Origin of the sequence: Cohaesibacter haloalkalitolerans (genome assembly GCF_003574655.1) — a bacterium.
Lineage (GTDB): Bacteria > Pseudomonadota > Alphaproteobacteria > Rhizobiales > Cohaesibacteraceae > Cohaesibacter > Cohaesibacter haloalkalitolerans.
Genome location: NZ_QNUM01000003.1, coordinates 599,225 through 613,865, shown reverse-complemented (window position 1 = coordinate 613,865; position 14,641 = coordinate 599,225). Strand labels below are relative to the sequence as shown.

Annotated in this window: 15 protein-coding genes and 4 tRNA genes; 9 read left to right on the top strand and 10 right to left on the bottom strand. The window is 53.9% G+C overall.

What is annotated here, in order from left to right; translation table 11 throughout:
- Positions 1-131 precede the first annotated feature (131 nt).
- From DSL70_RS10380 to DSL70_RS10350, 6 genes are all read right to left on the bottom strand, one after another.
- Positions 132-884, bottom strand: a complete 753-nt coding sequence (locus tag DSL70_RS10380; protein WP_119307809.1) for an ABC transporter ATP-binding protein — start codon at positions 882-884, stop codon at positions 132-134.
- Between the two features lie 20 nt (positions 885-904).
- On the bottom strand, positions 905-1,768 hold the full coding sequence (gene cysW, locus DSL70_RS10375; RefSeq protein ID WP_119307808.1) for a sulfate ABC transporter permease subunit CysW: 864 nt from the start codon (positions 1,766-1,768) through the stop codon (positions 905-907).
- 2 nt (positions 1,769-1,770) lie between these two features.
- The gene (gene cysT / locus DSL70_RS10370; protein ID WP_245418154.1) at positions 1,771-2,583 is read right to left on the bottom strand and encodes a sulfate ABC transporter permease subunit CysT; all 813 of its coding nucleotides are present in this window, start codon (positions 2,581-2,583) and stop codon (positions 1,771-1,773) included.
- 158 nt (positions 2,584-2,741) lie between these two features.
- Complete coding sequence (cysP, locus tag DSL70_RS10365) at positions 2,742-3,749, bottom strand: thiosulfate ABC transporter substrate-binding protein CysP (protein WP_119307806.1); 1,008 nt, start codon at positions 3,747-3,749, stop codon at positions 2,742-2,744.
- 453 nt (positions 3,750-4,202) lie between these two features.
- Positions 4,203-4,721: a class I SAM-dependent methyltransferase gene (locus tag DSL70_RS10360; RefSeq protein ID WP_425359356.1), complete on the bottom strand. Its 519-nt coding sequence runs from the start codon at positions 4,719-4,721 to the stop codon at positions 4,203-4,205.
- Between the two features lie 1,082 nt (positions 4,722-5,803).
- A tRNA-Thr gene (locus tag DSL70_RS10350) sits at positions 5,804-5,879 on the bottom strand.
- Positions 5,880-6,706: 827 nt separating this feature from the next.
- On the opposite strand from DSL70_RS10350, the gene DSL70_RS10345 reads away from it, so the two are divergent.
- The gene (locus DSL70_RS10345; RefSeq protein WP_119307803.1) at positions 6,707-7,087 is read left to right on the top strand and encodes a hypothetical protein; all 381 of its coding nucleotides are present in this window, start codon (positions 6,707-6,709) and stop codon (positions 7,085-7,087) included.
- A gap of 240 nt (positions 7,088-7,327) precedes the next feature.
- Here DSL70_RS10345 and DSL70_RS10340 read toward each other — a convergent pair whose 3' ends face one another.
- Positions 7,328-7,723 carry a DUF2147 domain-containing protein gene (locus tag DSL70_RS10340; RefSeq protein WP_119307802.1) on the bottom strand — a complete coding sequence of 132 codons (396 nt, stop codon included), beginning with the start codon at positions 7,721-7,723 and terminating at the stop codon, positions 7,328-7,330.
- A 309-nt stretch (positions 7,724-8,032) separates the two neighbouring features.
- Here DSL70_RS10340 and DSL70_RS10335 point away from each other — a divergent pair, with 309 nt between their 5' ends.
- Entirely contained in the window at positions 8,033-8,359 is a 327-nt protein-coding gene (locus DSL70_RS10335; RefSeq protein WP_162916551.1) for a hypothetical protein, read from the top strand.
- Positions 8,360-8,473: 114 nt separating this feature from the next.
- Here DSL70_RS10335 and DSL70_RS10330 read toward each other — a convergent pair whose 3' ends face one another.
- Positions 8,474-9,310: a TrmH family RNA methyltransferase gene (locus DSL70_RS10330; protein ID WP_119307800.1), complete on the bottom strand. Its 837-nt coding sequence runs from the start codon at positions 9,308-9,310 to the stop codon at positions 8,474-8,476.
- A gap of 103 nt (positions 9,311-9,413) precedes the next feature.
- Entirely contained in the window at positions 9,414-9,725 is a 312-nt protein-coding gene (locus DSL70_RS10325) for a TfoX/Sxy family protein (protein ID WP_119307799.1), read from the bottom strand.
- A 364-nt stretch (positions 9,726-10,089) separates the two neighbouring features.
- Between DSL70_RS10325 and DSL70_RS10320 the strand changes: the two genes are divergently transcribed.
- The 3 genes from DSL70_RS10320 to tuf all read left to right on the top strand — a co-directional run bounded on the left by DSL70_RS10320 (position 10,090) and on the right by tuf (position 11,616).
- Positions 10,090-10,174, top strand: a tRNA-Tyr gene (locus DSL70_RS10320).
- A 20-nt stretch (positions 10,175-10,194) separates the two neighbouring features.
- Positions 10,195-10,268, top strand: a tRNA-Gly gene (locus tag DSL70_RS10315).
- A 157-nt stretch (positions 10,269-10,425) separates the two neighbouring features.
- Positions 10,426-11,616, top strand: coding sequence for an elongation factor Tu (tuf, locus tag DSL70_RS10310; RefSeq protein WP_119307788.1), 1,191 nt, complete (start codon positions 10,426-10,428; stop codon positions 11,614-11,616).
- Between the two features lie 104 nt (positions 11,617-11,720).
- On the opposite strand, the gene DSL70_RS10305 is transcribed toward tuf, so the two are convergent.
- Positions 11,721-12,758 carry a 3-oxoacyl-[acyl-carrier-protein] synthase III C-terminal domain-containing protein gene (locus DSL70_RS10305; protein ID WP_119307798.1) on the bottom strand — a complete coding sequence of 346 codons (1,038 nt, stop codon included), beginning with the start codon at positions 12,756-12,758 and terminating at the stop codon, positions 11,721-11,723.
- A 342-nt stretch (positions 12,759-13,100) separates the two neighbouring features.
- Here DSL70_RS10305 and DSL70_RS10300 point away from each other — a divergent pair.
- The 4 genes from DSL70_RS10300 to rplK all read left to right on the top strand — a co-directional run bounded on the left by DSL70_RS10300 (position 13,101) and on the right by rplK (position 14,636).
- Positions 13,101-13,176, top strand: a tRNA-Trp gene (locus DSL70_RS10300).
- A 96-nt stretch (positions 13,177-13,272) separates the two neighbouring features.
- Positions 13,273-13,470, top strand: a complete 198-nt coding sequence (gene secE, locus DSL70_RS10295; protein ID WP_090075712.1) for a preprotein translocase subunit SecE — start codon at positions 13,273-13,275, stop codon at positions 13,468-13,470.
- A 6-nt stretch (positions 13,471-13,476) separates the two neighbouring features.
- Positions 13,477-14,016 (top strand): transcription termination/antitermination protein NusG, encoded by a 540-nt coding sequence (gene nusG, locus DSL70_RS10290; RefSeq protein WP_119307797.1) that lies wholly within the window; start codon positions 13,477-13,479, stop codon positions 14,014-14,016.
- Positions 14,017-14,207: 191 nt separating this feature from the next.
- Positions 14,208-14,636, top strand: a complete 429-nt coding sequence (rplK, locus tag DSL70_RS10285) for a 50S ribosomal protein L11 (protein ID WP_119307796.1) — start codon at positions 14,208-14,210, stop codon at positions 14,634-14,636.
- The last annotated feature ends 5 nt before the right edge of the window (positions 14,637-14,641 follow it).

Genomic DNA, 14,641 nt, shown 5'->3' with positions numbered 1-14,641 from the left:
GTTATACATTCCCGTCCTGCGACAATATGTTCCAATTAAGATATTGAGATGTATAGTTTATTTTCTTTTCGTTAAGCATAGTGAGTTTGACCTTGGCAAGTTTGCCTATGGGGGCTCTACTGCAAGTGTCATCAAATGCCTGCGCCGGAATGGTTGTAGGCTTCCGAGCCTTCGAGGAATTCGGCGACGAAGGGCGACGAAGGGTTCTTCAGCAGATTGGCGGGCGTGTCGAACTGTTCGATCCGGCCATCGGCCATCACGGCGATGCGGTCGGCCAACTCGAAGGCCTCTTCCTGATCGTGGGTGACGAGGATGGCGCCAACGCCGACCTGTCGCTGCAGGCTGCGCAGGGAGGCGCGCAGATCCTTGCGCACGCGGGCATCAAGAGCGCTGAAGGGTTCATCGAGCAGCAACAGTCTTGGCTCAATGGCAAGAGCGCGGGTCAAGGCCACCCGCTGACGCTGGCCGCCGGACAACTGGCCCGGATATCGATCCGCCAGATGGCTGATCTGGGCCATCTCTAGCAGGTTTTCGACACGCTTGGCGATCTCGCCCGAGGAGGGGCGGCTCTTGCGATCTCGCACCTTGAGGCCAAAGGCCACGTTATCGGCAACCGTCATGTGTTCGAACAGGGCATAGTTCTGGAACACCATGCCGAAGCGGCGCTTGCGGGCGTCGAGCCCGGTGATGTCCTCGCCATCAAACAGCAGCGAACCGCCCTCGGCGAACTGCAAGCCAGCGATGGTGCGCAGAAGGGTGGTCTTGCCCGAGCCGGATGGCCCGAGCAGGGCAATGAACTCGCCCGGCTTGAAGTCAAGGCTGACCGCATCAAGCACCAGATTGGAGCCGTAATATTTGCTGATCTCGCGGATCTGTAGAGACATGGCTTTTTCCTCGTCTTTCCTTAGTGCCCGTGCGGGTGGCGTGCCTCGATGGCAGAGCGCAAAACAAGCGTGATGACGGCAATCACCGTCAGAACCGTGGCTGCCGCGAAGGCGCCGGTGGCATTGTAGTCGTCATAGAGCAGCTGCACCTGCAGTGGCAGCGTCATGGTCTCGCCGCGGATGTTGCCCGAGACAACGCTGACCGCACCAAACTCGCCGATGACGCGGGCGTTGGCCAGAATGGCCCCATAGAGCAGCGCCCACTTGATCTTCGGCAGCGTGACATGAAGAAAGGTCTGCCAGCCGGTTGCTCCGAGCGTCAGGGCGGCTTCTTCCTGATCCTGTCCGGCGATTTCCATCAGCGGGATCAGTTCCCGCGCCACGAACGGGCAGGTGACGAATAGCGAGACCAGCACGATGCCGGTGAGATTGAACATCAACTGGATGTCGAAGCCATCCAGCCAACTGCCGACGAGCCCCATGGAACCATAGATCAGCAAATAGCAGAGCCCGGCGACGATGGGCGAAATCGAGAAAGGCAGCTCGATGATGGTTTGCAACGCCCGGCGTCCGGGAAAGCGATAATGCACGATGGCCCATGACGCGGCGATGCCGAAAGCGAGGTTGATGGGCAGCACGATGAGCGCCGTCAGCACCGTCAGCCAGATGGCGTGCAGTGTTTCGGGCATGATAATGTTGGACCAGTAGATCGCCAGCCCCTCGGCAAAGGCGCGAGTGAAGATCGCGATCACAGGCAGAGCCATGACAATCAGCGCAAAGGTGATGGCGATGGCGATCAAGAGGGCACGTTTGCGGGCCTGCTTGCGAAACAGCGCCAGAACCTTAGGGTTGGTGATCGCCGGTCTGCTCGTTGATACGGTCATGGTCAGGCGCTCCCTTTGTGCAGATGTCTGGTGGCGCGCGCTTGCGCGATATTGGCCGCAACCAGCACTGCGAGTGCGATCAGCAGGATCGTGCCCGCAATGGCGCTGGCTGCCGGGTAGTCATATTCCTCTAGCCGGATCATGATTAGCAGCGAGGCGATTTCGGTCTTGAAGGGCATGTTGCCCGCGATGAAGATCACCGCGCCGAATTCCCCCAGCGAGCGGGCAAAAGCCAGAGAGGCTCCGGTGATGAAGCTCGGCCAGACCTGCGGAAACACGATGTGGCGGAAGACCTGCCAGTCACGGGCGCCCAGGGTGCGGGCGGCTTCTTCCGTGTCGGGCTGGAGGCTTTCGAGCACGGGCTGGACAGTGCGCACGCCGAAGGGAACGGAGGTGAACATCATGGCAAGCGCGATGCCCCACCAGGTGTAGGCTACCTTGAGGTTTGCTGCTTCCAACAGAACGCCCACCCAGCCGTTCTTGTCATAGAGCGCCACCAGTGCAATCCCGGCGACCGCTGTCGGCAGTGCAAACGGCAGATCGACCAGAGCGTCGAGCAGGCGCTTTCCGGGAAAGGAATAGCGCACCAGAACATAGGCCAGCAGCAGTCCGAACACGGCATTGAAAATGGTGGCAAAGGCCGCTGCCGTGATCGTGACGCGGAAGGCGGCAAGGGTGCGGTCCGACGTGATGATGGAAAAATAGTCAGCAAGACCAAGTTGGCTCATCTGCCAGAACAGGCCGCTGAGTGGCAGCAGGATGATCAGGCAGACAAACAGCAGGCACGTCCCCAGCGTGAGGGAAAAGCCGGGCATGATAGTCCGGGATTTCCGGATCGGTCGCGATCTTCCGGGCGATGAAGCGGCGATTGAACGGGTCATTGTAGGCCTGATCCTTGAGACTTGCTTGAAGATGCAAAAGGTCTCGGAGCATTGGCTGCCCCGAGACCGGCTTATCGTGGGGGGAGGGAGGATTACTTGGCTGTGAAGACCTGATCCAGCACACCGCCTTCGGCGAAGTGGGTCTTGTTGGCTTTTTCCCAGCTGCCGAACACGTCTTCGACACGGATCAGGCGCACTTCAGGGAAGTTTGCGGCGTATTTCGCCTTGACGGTTTCATTGTGCACGCGGTTGTTGAAGGAGGCGATGATATCCTGCGCTTCTTCGCTGTAGAGATAGTCCAGATAGGCCGTGGAGACATCGACGCTTCCGCGCTTTTCGGCCACCTTCTGCACGAGCGCTACCGGGAACTCGGCCAGGAGGGAGGTCTGCGGTACGACGCGCTCATACTTGTCTGTGCCATACTGGGTGCGGATGTTTTCCACTTCCGCCTCGAAGGTGATCAACACATCGCCAATTTCACGCTCGACGAAGCTGGTGGTCGCACCACGGCCGCCGGTGTCGAACACGGCAACGTTGCTTAGCAGCTTGCCGACGAATTCCCGCGCCTTGGCGTCATCGCCGCCGTTGTTTTCCAGCGCATAGGCATAGGCCGCCAGATAGGTGTAGCGGGCGTTGCCGGAGGTTTTCGGGTTCGGGAAGACCAGCTTCACGTCATCGCGGACCAGATCGTTCCAGTCCTTGATGCCTTTCGGGTTGCCATCACGCACAAGGAAGGCGGGCAGGGAGTAGTAGGGCGAGGCGTTGTTGGGCAGGTCCTGCTGCCAGGTCTTGGAGACAAAGCCACCCTTGTCGGCCAGCACCTGCACGTCGAGCACCTGGTTGAAGGTGACAATATCGGCCTTCAGACCCTGCATGATGGCGCGCGCTTGTTTGGAAGAACCGGCGTGAGACTGTTTGATCTCAATGTCTTGACCGGATTTCTCTTTCCAGTAGGCCTGGAATTTGGGGTTGATCGCCGCATAGAGTTCACGGGCGATGTCGTAGGAGACGTTGAGGATTTCCTTTGGTGCATCGCTTGCCGAAGCGGGAGCAGTAAGGAGGAGAGCAGCGCCAACAGCGGCCAGGATCGTTTTCTTCATGAGGTCTTGAGCCCTTCGAGTGTGATATTTGTTGGTCGACAAAATACCGGCAACAGGGCTTTTCGCTCAAGATATCGTTGTGCGAGTTTGGTTTCTGTTTTAAAAAATATGACCCCATTTGGCTGCTGTGTTGGAAATATTTTTATTTTCACGCGCGATGGATTTTAATTTGTAGAAAATATTTTGTCATGGATGGCTGGGGTTGGCGGGACTCTGGCTTGACGGAAGCGAGAGTGACGGTTTGGCGCCGAGGGTTATCGGAAAACTGCGCCCGTCCGGATGAAGCTCGCCGTTGGTCATCGCCTCTAGGCATCCGGACACGGATAGCAACTCGCCGGATCAGTGTTCGTGGACACAAACCCACCGGCACATCTCAAACACCATTCGTCCTTTCGGGGCGAGAATGACGCTTTGAGATGCCATCGGATTCCATTTGGAAAAAGTTAATGCGCCCTATCTTCTCGTGAAGAGATAATCGCGAAATTTTGGCAGCGGCAAAGAGTCATTTAATGACTTGGTCAGCGTGGGCTTGTTTGTTCGCTTTGACGTCAGGGTGCCGGAAAACAACGCTGCCTTCTTCAGATGCAGGATCGGGCGCAGATCTTCGAGATAATTCGAAAATTTCTCCTGAACCTCATCAAAGGTGCGTAGCTTGTTCAATTTTTTGAACTTGCCTTTGCCGGGATTGTCCTTGAAATAGGCATAGGTGAAGAGGAAAAAGGTTCCGTCAGAATGGGTCGACAATTTATCCATAAAATCATCAAGGTCGACCAGATATTCAACGAAGCCAAGGGAGACGATTACATCAAATTTGCCCTCAGGTAGCCTGAACTCATCATTGAAATCGACAACGAAGGTATTTGCGAGCTTGTCGGTGCAATCCACTGGCACATAGTCACAATTGTCGGGAATATATTTTCTCAGCTTCTGATTTCCGGCGCCAAGATCCATGATCCTGTCTTTTGGCCGAATGAAGTGAGAAAAAATTGAAGCTCGATCTTCCTATCCGGGCTGCTCCGCAACGGCAACTTCGTCCCACAGCTTCAAATCTGTAATAGGCGTCATCATGAATCTCTTTTGCAAGTCTTATCATCAATTGGAAATATGCTTGCATATTTCCAATTTGTTTCTCAAGAGACAAATCTTGATACGAACAGCAATAGCTCCGACACGTCAACTTCATCCATGTCATTGACCGTAATGAGCCCTTGAGGCGCGGTGGCTGACATATCGGCGAACCAGTTCGCAAGACATACAGACCAGCTCCGTGAGCGGCTTTTGCGAGCAGATCATCCGTTCCGTACAGCCACGAGCCAAGGCCTTGCAGGACTGGGGGCCCTGCGATTGATGCCTTCAATATTATTTATCAGGTCTCGGTTGGCGGGATGTAAATCAGGGAATGTCCGCTTGGAGCCTTACTCGAGACAATCTAAGAACATTGTTCTGGGGGGCTTTTCACTTCACTCGAGCAATCTATCTTGCCACTTTCTTGAAAAAGATAAAAATCACTAAGAACACAAGAAAAATGACTAGTATGGGCATTGCTAAGAAGCCAATTGGAATGCAGATGAAAACTGGCCCATTCTCTTCAAGTAGACGATCGCATTCACGCAATTCAATTGGCAGATACACAGCAAACGCCAGCAGAATAAATGAGATTGCCAAACTAAGCCGTTTGGCTGATATTTTGAACAAATCAACCTCCCACACGACGCGAATATGCTAATCTAATTGTTTTATAACCTGTGACAGGTAAAGCAAGCATCGCTTCCAGGGGTAAAAAATCTCATTTGTCTGCATAGTGTGAATTCGAGGATAGTGCAGCCCATTCCTGCCTGCAGACACAGTTGCTCTTTGGGATAGAAAAACAGGGTCAAATCAAGCCATCAAACTGTCCAGGAAAAACAGTGGTTAAGGCGCGAGATGAGTGGCCGATTGAAGAGGCGACTTGTGCAAAGAAAAGTGTCGACTTGTGCAGAGTGAAAAGGCGCGCCACAGCCACACATATAAATGAGCGGTCAGTTTGCGGATCTACTCGTTGCTTTTGAGGTGAATGGTGCCGGCAGCAGGATTCGAACCCGCGACCCCCTGATTACAAATCAGGTGCTCTACCAACTGAGCTATACCGGCGCTGTGTTGAAAAGATGTCTGCCAACGATTGCTTTGGTGTGTCGGTGACTTCAGGCTTGTTTTCTTGCCAGAACAGGCCTGGGCAGCAGAACCAAACTTGCTGGATTTCTCTTCAACTTATTGGATGAAGGCTGCTACCATGACTCCCTTGTTGATGTAAAGCCCAATCGCATTTTCCACATTGGTTTTTCCCGGTGAGACACACAAGAGAGAGCGGTCTTTGCTGAACCCGTCATGGTGCCTGACTTATTGAGCCATGAATGAGGAATGCTCTGGGTGCTGAATGGCGGTGCTTTGGGATCTGATCCATCTTTTCAGGTCCAATAGTCATCCGGGAGGCTCTCCCCGTGTCTCGGAGGAGGTCGATTTTGCCCTTTCAATTTCGGGAATGAAAAAAATCAAATTTTTTTTAGCGGATCTTTGTGGCCATTTTTGTCTGATCTGAAGTGGATGATGGGGTGTTGTTGCCTTACAAAATGGTCTAATTTGTCGGGTCTTTTGTTTCCCTTTGCTTAAATTTAATTATTGTCTCGAAGCGCGGAATTCTGCGGTTTTTTGTCATGAATACTTGGCGGTTTTCAGCGTTCAAAAGCTTCCATTTGAAAATTGTTTGCAAAGCAGTCGCTAAGTGCCAAGACATGGCATTTCAAGATCTTAGGGAAAATAAATTATTCGCATTACAAATAGTTAATGTGCTTGAAACGAAATATTCATATCCCCAAATGAGGGAGGTCAAAACGATGGCTTGGTAAAAACAGCAAGCCCAACAGAAGAAATGCCGAATATCTTTGAACAGAGCATTTCAAATAAAGAAACGGAAAAAGAAAATGAAAAACGGTTATATCAAATCAGCAGTATTCGCAGCAGTTGTTGCAAGTCTTTCTGTCGCAGCTCCTCTTTCCGCAGCCTACGCTGGCGCAGACTTCTCTCAGACGAAGATCCGCTCCGCTGACGAAAGCGGCCTGTACATTGTCGACTACGTTCTGGATTCCCAGAAAGCCGGTGCAAACGCCCCTGTAAGCACCGCAAAGCCGGAAGTTTCCAAGGTTGCTCTGGGTACCTCCTCTGACGACGACAGCACATTCATTGTCGACTACGTTGTCAATAATCAGAAAGCCGGTGCACAGGCTCCGATTTCTCAGGGCAAGCCAAACCTGAAGCTTGGCATTCCTGCCGATGACAATGCGCTCATTGGCAACGCTGGCTAATCGGCTGTAGAGGCCATTGGCGGGGGTGGTTCAGCCGCCGCCAGTTCCCGCGCTTTCTTTGGGGGATGATGTCATCCTGGGAGAGCTGCGTGCTGGCCTGATTTTAAGGACTGTTCATCCAGTTCGGAGAGGGATCGTCATGGGCGGTCCCTTTTTTTATGCGCAGATGGCCCTCTGCTGGTTCTGTGGCTGCCTGTTCGATTTTTGTCAGCCTTTGTATAGACTTGGGAAAAGCATCTTTTATGGGCGACGCCAAGTCTGGCTTTCGCACAACAGGCCCCCGGCGATACAGCCGCTGACCTTCAGCCTGTTCCCCGTGAGCTTCATCTTGGAGAAATAGGTGCCGCCCCGATCGGGCGCCCAGATCGTTCCGCCGTTATAGTGGCCATTGCTGCGCGGTTGCATGTCCCAGATGATCGGTTTGCCGACAATATCAGCATTGATGCCGACGACTCTGGTGATGGTGCCGCAGACCTTGTCGCCGCACGCATCGAAGCGGACATGGAGATAGTGACCGGCATATTCTTTCATATTGCTGCCTTCCGTTTTCCATTCGCCGAAAACGGGGTCGGAGGCCAGAGCCGGGGTGGCGGTTGATGCAATGATGAGGGCTAGAGAGAACAAAAGGTTTTTCATTCCATCTCCCGTTGATGGTGTTGATGATATGCCTGTTGATCTTGTCTGTCTTTCCTATGGGCAATGCCTACTCAAATTTGCTGGCAATGAGCCAGAAGGTCAAGCCACCTTCTTGGGGGGGCTTCTTTTTTTGGGCGGACTCATGAGCAAAGCGGGGAAGGGGTCAAATTTCTGAGAGGTTGATTGAAATAAGTAAAGTTACTTATTGAATCTTCATGAAGTGTTAACGAAATGCTAAGGTAAGCAATTGCGAAACAGGCATTTTCACATACCGTTCCAATCAGGCTGTAACTATCAGGGGAGTTTATTATGAAGACATCGGTAGGATTGTTGGCGACACAGGCGGCGGCCGTTCTGGCTCTGATCATGACGGCCTCTCTGGCGGAGGCCAATCCCGGTTATGGTGGCTATGAAGCCGGTCCGGATTATGAGAGCCAAGCGCCTGTTGTGGCTGCTGTCCCGGATGTTGACGGCAAGGTCTATCTCGAGGCCACGTATGATCCTGCGCTTGGAGCCTATGTCTATCCTGAGCGGATCGAGGTTCAGGTCGATCCCTATCACGCGCCGATTCCTTATCGCGTCAAGCGAATCCACTATGATGGCTACACGCCGGTTATCGGCTTGCCGACGCGTTAGCGGTTGGGCGCTGCCAGTGATCTTTGGCGATGGAAGAAATGAATAAAGCCCCGTTCGGGGCTTTATTGCTATGGCCATTCTCTTGCGGCGATTGCTTTTGAGGCTGTGTGAGCTCTATTTCAAAAGCCCGTCGCGCATCAGCTTGACGGCGTAGAGGGTCATTGCCACTGCGTTGGAGACATTGAGGCTCTTGATCGGGCCGGGCATGTCTAGCCGGGCGAGGGCTGTGCATTTTTCTCGCGTCAGGCGGCGCATGCCCTTGCCTTCGGAGCCGAAGACCAGCGCCAGCGGGCGGCTTGCGTCCTGTTTGGCGATGATGGTTTCGAACGGCTCGCTCTCTTCGGAATCAAAGCCGAGTACGTCAAAGCCATTGTCCGCCAGATCATCAAGGGCACGGGCGAGATTAGGCACCGAGACCATGGAGATGAGATCAAGGCCGCCGGATGCTGTCTTGGCCAGAATGCCGCTTTCCTCGGGGCTGTGCCGACCGGTCATGATCAGGGCTTCGGCTCCGAGTGCAACAGACGAGCGAATGATGGCGCCGACATTATGCGGATCCGTGACCTGATCCAGAATGACCACCAGCTTGCTATCATAAATGTCGGAAATGTCGAGTGCCGGCAGATTGCGCGTCACCAGCAGGGCGCCCTGATGGACGGCGTCGCGGGCAAGGGCATCGATGTCCTTGGGCGATGCCGTTTCGACCAAACCGTCGAGGCGCGCCGGGTCGCCGCCGATCTTGCGGATTTCATCGACAAGCCTTGCTTGCGCGTTGGCCGTGGCATGGAGGCGAATGAGGTCGCGGCGCGGGTTGGCAACTGCGCTGGCAACGGCATGGATGCCGAAAATGCGCACGATGTCGTCCTGAGGTTTGCGGCCACTGCGAGAACCCTGTTCGGCCGGTGCGGCCTGACGGGCTTTCTTCTGCTTTTGAGAACGGTTTTTTGTCATGACTCGATTTAGAGGCAAAGGCGGCCGGAGGGCAAGCGCAATCGCGCGACTGAGAACAACTTCTGTCGGTGCGCGATGACATGCGATTGCTATGGGGCAAAGGCTATTTGGCTTTTGCAAGCGCGGCGGTTGTCGCGGTGATGAGCGCATGGAGCCAGTCTTCGTCATCCCAACGTTCCGGCGGAATGACGAGGCTCGGCTTGGCTCCGGAATAGGCCGGTGCAAGCTCAAGCTCCGGTGCCATTTCCAGCGTTTGTCTGGTCGGTTTGAGATGAAAGTTGTCGTCACAGACAACGCCGATAAAGACGCCGTCGCAATAGATGCCATATTCACCAAACATCTTGCGGCTGCGGATATCGCCTGCGCCGACCAACCGGTCCATCAGCAGTTCGATCGTCTTGGGGTCGGTACTCATGAATCGCCTCGCGTTTCATCGTTTGATCTGGGCTGGTGGGCGGCGAAGGGTGCTGGTTTGATCTTGGTGCCGGAGTATAGCCGCCTCGCCAAGCGTGAGTCTGTCACAAAGTTGAAATTGGCAGGGAAAATCATGGCTGTTTATTGAAGCGCGTACGGGATGCCCGACTTCTCCACCGTTGAAGAGTGAAGCAATTGCCGCAAATATCCCCAGTCTGCGGCAGGATTTTTGCGATACCCACAAAAATGATAAAATCCATGTTGACTTCGCTCATGTGGTTTTGCATAAAGCCGCTCACGAACTGACCGCGACTTGGCGGGCAATTCGAGACCATCCTGTTCGCAGGGACAGGAAGGCGAAGCTTGGAGGAGTGTCCGAGTGGTTAAAGGAGACGGACTGTAAATCCGTTCGCTTAGCGTACGCTGGTTCGAATCCAGCCTCCTCCACCATCTTCGCTTTGATGTCTCGCGCGGGTGTAGCTCAATGGTAGAGCAACAGCCTTCCAAGCTGATGACGAGGGTTCGATTCCCTTCACCCGCTCCATCATTGACAGTTTACATCCGAACAGATGATCCGAATTCCTCAAGGAGTGCGGTCCTTTTGTATTGAACCGGGTTTGCGGCCTCTTGGATAAAGGGTTGCGGCCTTTTTGCGCTGAAGTGAGCCAACGACGATTGGCTAGACGACGAGAGCTGTTTCTATGGCTAAGGAAAAGTTTGAACGTACAAAGCCGCATTGTAACATCGGCACGATTGGTCACGTTGACCATGGCAAAACCACGTTGACAGCAGCCATCACCATGACCCTTGCGGAAGTTGGTGGTGCAACCGCTAAGGCTTATGACGAGATTGACGGTGCGCCTGAAGAAAAGGCCCGCGGTATCACGATCTCCACGGCTCACGTTGAGTATGAGACAGCAAAACGTCACTACGCTCACGTTGACTGCCCTGGCCACGCCGACTATGTGAAGAACATGATCACCGGCGCGGCACAGATGGACGGCGCAATTCTGGTTTGCTCTGCAGCCGATGGCCCGATGCCACAGACCCGCGAACACATTCTTCTGGCTCGCCAGGTTGGCGTTCCTGCACTGGTTGTCTACCTGAACAAGGTTGACCAGGTAGACGACGAAGAACTGCTTGAGCTGGTTGAAATGGAAGTTCGCGAACTTCTGGACTCCTACGAGTTCCCAGGCGACGAAATTCCGATCGTCAAGGGTTCTGCTCTTGCAGCCGTTGAAAACCGCGATCCGGAAATCGGCCGTGATTCCATCCGCGCCCTGATGGATGCAGTTGATGACTACATCCCGACCCCGGATCGTCCGGTTGACCTTCCGTTCCTGCTGCCGATTGAAGACGTTTTCTCGATCTCTGGTCGTGGTACGGTTGTTACCGGTCGTGTAGAACGTGGTATCATCAAGGTAGGCGAAGAAATCGAGATCGTCGGTATCAAGCCAACCCAGAAAACCACCTGCACCGGTGTTGAAATGTTCCGCAAGCTGCTCGATAGCGGCCAGGCAGGCGACAACGTTGGTGTTCTTCTGCGCGGTACCAAGCGTGAAGACGTTGAGCGTGGTCAGGTTCTTTGCAAGCCGGGTTCTGTTACCCCGCACACGAAGTTCAAGGCAGAAGCCTACATTCTGACGAAAGAAGAAGGTGGTCGTCATACCCCGTTCTTCACCAACTATCGTCCTCAGTTCTATTTCCGCACGACCGACGTTACGGGTGTTGTTACCCTTGACGAGGGCGTTGAAATGGTGATGCCAGGCGATAACGTCAACATGAATGTTCAGCTGATCGTTCCGATCGCCATGGAAGAAAAACTGCGCTTCGCTATCCGCGAAGGTGGTCGTACCGTTGGCGCTGGTATCGTCGGCTCAATCATCGAGTAATCCACTCGAGCGATCTGAAGTTTCAGAAGCCCCGGTCATCAACTGGCCGGGGCTTTTGTTTTGAGCCGTGCAATGGCCCGCCCCGGCAATGGCTTGAGCGGCGGCTAGAAGGTGGTTTGTACCACAGAGGCGACAAGGCCTGCGCTTGCAGGTACAAGGGTGATCCTGTCGCCACGTTTGAGGTGTCCTTCCTGCCGTGCGCAAGACAGGCCGACGGGTATTGAAGCCGAAACGACATTGCCATAGGTGCCATAGACGGACAGGTAGATCTTTTCTGGCGGCAGTCCCATCTTTTTGCATGCGTCCCGATAGATGCGCTCTGAAGGGGCGTGCGGGAAAAACAGATCCGTCGTTTCCGAGATGTCCGGAATGGTTTCGATCAGTGCGCTCAGGTTCTGGTTGCCTTCCGCCAACAGCTGCTTGCCCCAGGACACGAATTTCATCGGACCGTTAAGGCCGATGCGCGCGGTGTCGGGAGCGTAGCTTTCGTGACCGGGCAGGGGGATGGTGCAAAGATCGGCGAGCTCGCTACGCGAGCGGAAGGTGAAGCACCACTTCTGCCTGGACGGAGACAGGATGGTCGCGGTTGCAGCTTCTCCGATGGTATACATCGGAAAGGAGAAATTCAGAGCGTCCATGCTCTGGATCTGCCAGTTGTCGTGAATGCCGACATGAAATTCGCCATTGATCACCATGATGTGGCGATGGCTGCCCTGTTTCTGCATGTCATGGGCTATGTTCAGGGCGCGGACCCAACTCATGCAGGCGTCTGTTACATCGAAGCAACTGGCGTTGGTCATCTTGCAGGCCGCGGCAAAAAAATAGGCATTGGCTGGCTCAAGAAAACCTCGCCCGACGCCGCAATAGATGAGTAGATCGATTGATTCCGGCGCCAGATCGGCCTCATCAAGAGCTGCCTTCATGGCGTTTACAATGTGTTCTCTGGCTGTTTCTCCGGCTTCCTGGTCGCGAATGTATCGATTTCGGGCTCCGGAATATGCCAGCAATTTGTCTACGGCTTGCAGATAGTTGGACTTCAGGGCCGGATCTGTTTCCGGGTTCAGGGCGTCCAGTCGGTCAATGATATCGGAGTTGCTGACCCTCTTTGAGGGAATGCTTTTTGAAACGGCGGCGATTCTCATTGGGCGCTCGTATTGATGAGTCGAAGATGTTGATGTGTAGACATTGCCCTCTGTGAAACAGCAATGGTCCGCGTGGTTGCAACCATTTACCAAAGTGATGCGAAAGGCCAGAGCGATGGATGTAGCAAGTGAATAAACGGCGGGATTCTAGACTATTTGACCTCAACCCGGCGGCGGAAAGTGCAAAAACGACCCATTTACGGTTCGGCCGCATGTGTACAGTTTTGCCGAACCGGCAGCGACTTGTTGATTTTTTGTCATATTCTTTTCTTTTCCCTTGCAGTGAATGGAGAAAGTCAATAGGTAGACACCAACTTGGTTTTCACTAGGTGTCACGGATTTAGGGGTGTAGCTCAGCTGGTAGAGCATCGGTCTCCAAAACCGAGGGTCGGGGGTTCGAGTCCCTCCGCCCCTGCCAATTCGTGCTTGATCTTTGTGCAGAAGATAATATATATGGTGAAAATCTCCGAACGCGCGGAACCTGTTCCGCGCGTTATTATATGTGAGCGGATTGATGGCCAAAACAAACCCTTTTACCTTTTTGCAGCAAGTCCGGTCCGAGGCAGCCAAAATTACCTGGCCGACCCGGAAGGAAACGGCAATTACGACTCTGATGGTGTTTGTGATGGTGGTGCTGGCTTCGACATTCTTCCTGCTTGCCGACCAGATCATGAGTCTCGGCGTGAGCTACATCATCAATCTGGGAGGATAGGATAATATGACGACGAAACCAAAACGGTGGTATATCGTTCACGCCTATTCGAACTTTGAAAAGAAGGTGGCAGAGGACATTCGCCAGAAGGCCGTGCAGACCGGGCTGAGTGACCTGTTTGATGAAATTCTGGTGCCGACCGAGAAATTTGTCGAAGTGCGGCGCGGGCGCAAGGTCGAATCTGAACGCAAGTTTTTCCCGGGCTATGTTCTGGTGAAGATGGCGATGACGGATGATGCCTATCACCTGATCAAGAATACGCCTAAGGTTACCGGTTTTCTTGGTTCCGACAACAAGCCGATGCCGATTTCCAACGCCGAGGCCGAGCGTTTGATGTCGCAGGTTGAGGATGGTGTCCAGAAGCCGCTGCCGACTGTTACATTCGAGGTTGGCGAACAGGTTCGGGTTTCCGATGGGCCGTTTGCTTCCTTCAACGGGCTTGTGGAAGAGGTGGACGAAGAACGTGCACGTCTGAAAGTGACCGTGTCCATCTTTGGACGCGCGACTCCGGTCGAGCTTGATTATAATCAGGTTGATAAACTCTGATTTCGGCTGCAACGATCTCCTTCTTTTCGATTGAAGGGAAGGGGAGCGCTGTTGCCTATTTGGCATTTCGTACTTGGTATGGATGCCTTCATTCGTGCGGGAGATCGGTTTGCTAGCCAGGCAAACGGGACGATCTGACCGCGCGACTTTCGTATGTCTAACAGAGCCCTTCGGGGCGTTAGGGAAAGAAAATGGCAAAGAAAATTATGGGCTACCTGAAGCTTCAGGTGCCGGCAGGGGCCGCTAACCCGTCTCCTCCGATTGGTCCCGCTCTCGGTCAGCGCGGCCTCAACATCATGGAATTCTGCAAGGCGTTCAACGCCAAGACCCAGGAAATGGAAAAGGGCCAGCCGATTCCGGTTGTTCTGACCATTTATCAGGACAAGTCCTTCACCTTCGAGATGAAGACTCCTCCTGCATCCTTCCTGATCAAGAAGGCTGCTGGTCTGAAGAGCGGCTCCAAGGCTCCAGGTCGTGATGTTGCTGGCAAACTGACCTCGGCTCAGGTTCGTGAAATCGCGGAAGTGAAGATGAAAGACCTGAACGCCAACGACGTTGAAGCAGCCATGCTTCAGATTGAAGGCACCGCCCGTTCTATGGGTATTGAGGTAGTGGGGTAACGGTC